The following is a 2,471-nucleotide window of genomic DNA, read 5'->3' as shown; positions in this document are numbered from 1 at the left end:
TTGCTGGGCCGAGGCCCTTCATTGCCGCCTCCCATCTCCCGCTCCCTCTTCCCCAGGGAAGAGGGCCTGATCGTCTCAGTGACATCGGGAAATGGATCGAAACCGAACCAGTTCTGGCTGGCGACAAAGCCAGTCAGGTTGCCGATCAACGCCCGCTGTGGGATCAGTGCACCCTTGGGGTTGCCGGTGGTGCCGCTGGTGTAGATCAGGATGGCCGGGTCGTCGGCCTGAGTGGCCACTGGCTTGAAGCGCGCCTCCTCGGCCTGCAGGGCCTGCATCCACGGCAGCTCGTCGCAATCCACCGGGCATTCGCCCACGACCAGGATGCGGCGCAGCGCCGGGCAGCGCGCCTTGACCTCGCGCAGGGCCGGCAGGGCTTCGCAGGCGGCAATGGCGAGCACGGCACCGCTGTCCTGCAGCCGGTACTCCAGCGCCTCGGCGCCGAAAAGCATGGACAGTGGCATGGCGACCGCGCCAATCTGCTGGATCGCGATGTGGGCGACGGCCGTCTCGAAGCGCTGCGGCAGCACGATGGCCACACGATGGCCGCGGCGTACACCCTGGTCCAGCAGCGCGTTGGACAGCCGGTTGGCGGCCCGCTGCAATTGCGCGTAGCTGTAGTGGGCGCGGCAGCCGCTTTCGCTGTCGAAATAAATGGCCGTGGCGTTGGGCGTGTCGCGCGCCCAGCGGCCGCAGCAGGCCTCGGCGATGTTGAAGTCCTGGGGCACCTGCCAGCGGAAGGCGCCGTGCAGCTGCTCGTATCGGTCTTCCGCCATGGGCCACCCCGGTTGGGACAAGGGGGCGAATGCTAGCCAGCCCGGCAATGCCCGGGCTAATGGATTGCCCGGGGCAGAAACCGGGCGGTCAGGTCAGAGCCCGAGCCAGGCGGAGGGCGACCACATGCTCGGCCGGTCGCCGTCGGCATAGCGCTCCAGCGCATCGCCGGTCAGGCGGCAGATGCGCCACTCCGGCATGACGTCGGCGCCCAGGCCTTCATAGAAGCGGATGGCGTCCTCATTCCAGTCCAGCACCGTCCAGTCGAAACGGCCATAGCCGCGCTCGCAGGCTGTCTGGGCCAGCTCGATGATCAGCGCCTTGCCCAGGCCGCTGCGGCGGTGGGCTGGGCGCACATACAGATCTTCCAGATAGAGGCCGGGCTTGGCCAGGAAGGTCGAGAAGTTGGTATAGAACAGCGCAAAGGCGACCACCTCACCGTCCACCATGCCAACCAGGCACTCGGCCGCGGGAGCATCGCCAAACAGATGCGGCTCGAGCTTCTCTGGCGTGACTTGCAACAGATGGGTCAGGTTCTCGAACTCGGCGAGCTCGCTGATCAACTGGACGATGGCTTTCAGATCGCGCGGCTCGGCGGCGCGGATGTCGTGGCGGGGTGCGGGCATGGTGGCCATTGTCAGCGCACTGCCGTGTCCTACAGTGCGGATATGCCCGATGTCTATTCCCCGCGCCGCGCCCACCGCAGCGAATTTCTGATCCTGCGCGGCCTGCGCCATCACATCCTGCGCTGGGGCCAGCCCTTGCCGGGCCACCCGCCCCTGGTCATGGTGCATGGCTGGATGGACGTCGGCGCGTCCTTCCAGTTCGTCGTCGATGCCCTGCAGCAGGAGCGCGAGATCATTGCGCTGGACTGGCGCGGCTTCGGCCTCAGCGCGACGACGGGTGCCGACAGCTACTGGTTCCCGGACTACCTCGGCGACCTCGACGCCCTGCTCGATGCGCTGAGCCCGGGCGCGCCGGTGGACCTGCTGGGCCACAGCATGGGCGGCAATGTGGCCATGAGCTATGCCGGGGTTCGTCCGCAGCGCATCCGTCGCCTCGTCAATCTCGAAGGCTTCGGCATGCCCGACATCTCGCCCGCCGCCTCGCCCGAGCGCCTGGCCAAATGGCTGGACGAGCTGAAGGACCCGCCCTCGCTGCGGCCCTACGCGACGCTGGCCGACGTGGCCGAGCGGCTGATGAAGAACAACCCCCGCCTGCCGGCGGCCAAGGCCGCCTGGCTGGCCCAGCACTGGTCGCGTGAAACGCCCGAGGGCTTCCAGCTCAATGCCGACCCGGCCCACAAGCTGGCCAACCCCATGCTCTACCGCAAGGCCGAGGTGCTGGCCTGCTGGCAGCGCATCACCGCGCCCACGCTGTGGGTCGAGGGCAGCGACGACCAGCTGACGCGCTTCTGGGGCACTCGCTACCCGCGCGAAGACTTCGAGGCCCGCCTGGCCCTGGTGCCACAGCTGGAGAAGGCCGTGCTGCAGGACGCCGGCCACATGCTGCACCACGACCAACCCGAAGCGTTGGCCGCCATGCTTGAGCCCTTCCTGTCGAAGACATGAGGCAGCCTGCCATCGGGTTGCTGCTCGCGCTGGCTGCCGCAGGCGCGCAGGYGAGCTGCTCGCGAGAACTCAGCGTCGGCATCTCCGACCTCGGCTATTCAGCCTTCCTGCGCGACGGCCATATCC

General features: G+C 68.0%; 3 protein-coding genes. 1 reads left to right on the top strand and 2 read right to left on the bottom strand.

All coding sequences use genetic code 11. The features are described from left to right. Nucleotides 1–776: AMP-binding protein (locus tag AC1DU6_RS27260; protein ID WP_477860947.1), on the bottom strand; the 776-nt coding region annotated here is incomplete at its 3' end. 93 nt (nucleotides 777–869) lie between these two features. After that, entirely contained in the window at nucleotides 870–1,409 is a 540-nt protein-coding gene (locus AC1DU6_RS27255) for a GNAT family N-acetyltransferase (protein WP_200955294.1), read from the bottom strand. A 15-nt stretch (nucleotides 1,410–1,424) separates the two neighbouring features. Here AC1DU6_RS27255 and AC1DU6_RS27250 point away from each other — a divergent pair, with 15 nt between their 5' ends. Then, on the top strand, nucleotides 1,425–2,345 hold the full coding sequence (locus AC1DU6_RS27250; RefSeq protein ID WP_477860944.1) for an alpha/beta fold hydrolase: 921 nt from the start codon (nucleotides 1,425–1,427) through the stop codon (nucleotides 2,343–2,345). Nucleotides 2,346–2,471: the final 126 nt, after the last annotated feature.

The sequence above is a fragment of the Roseateles sp. P5_B10 genome (assembly GCF_056400485.1).
Note: the sequence above shows the minus strand (reverse complement) of the source record. Positions and strands in the feature narration are given on the sequence as shown.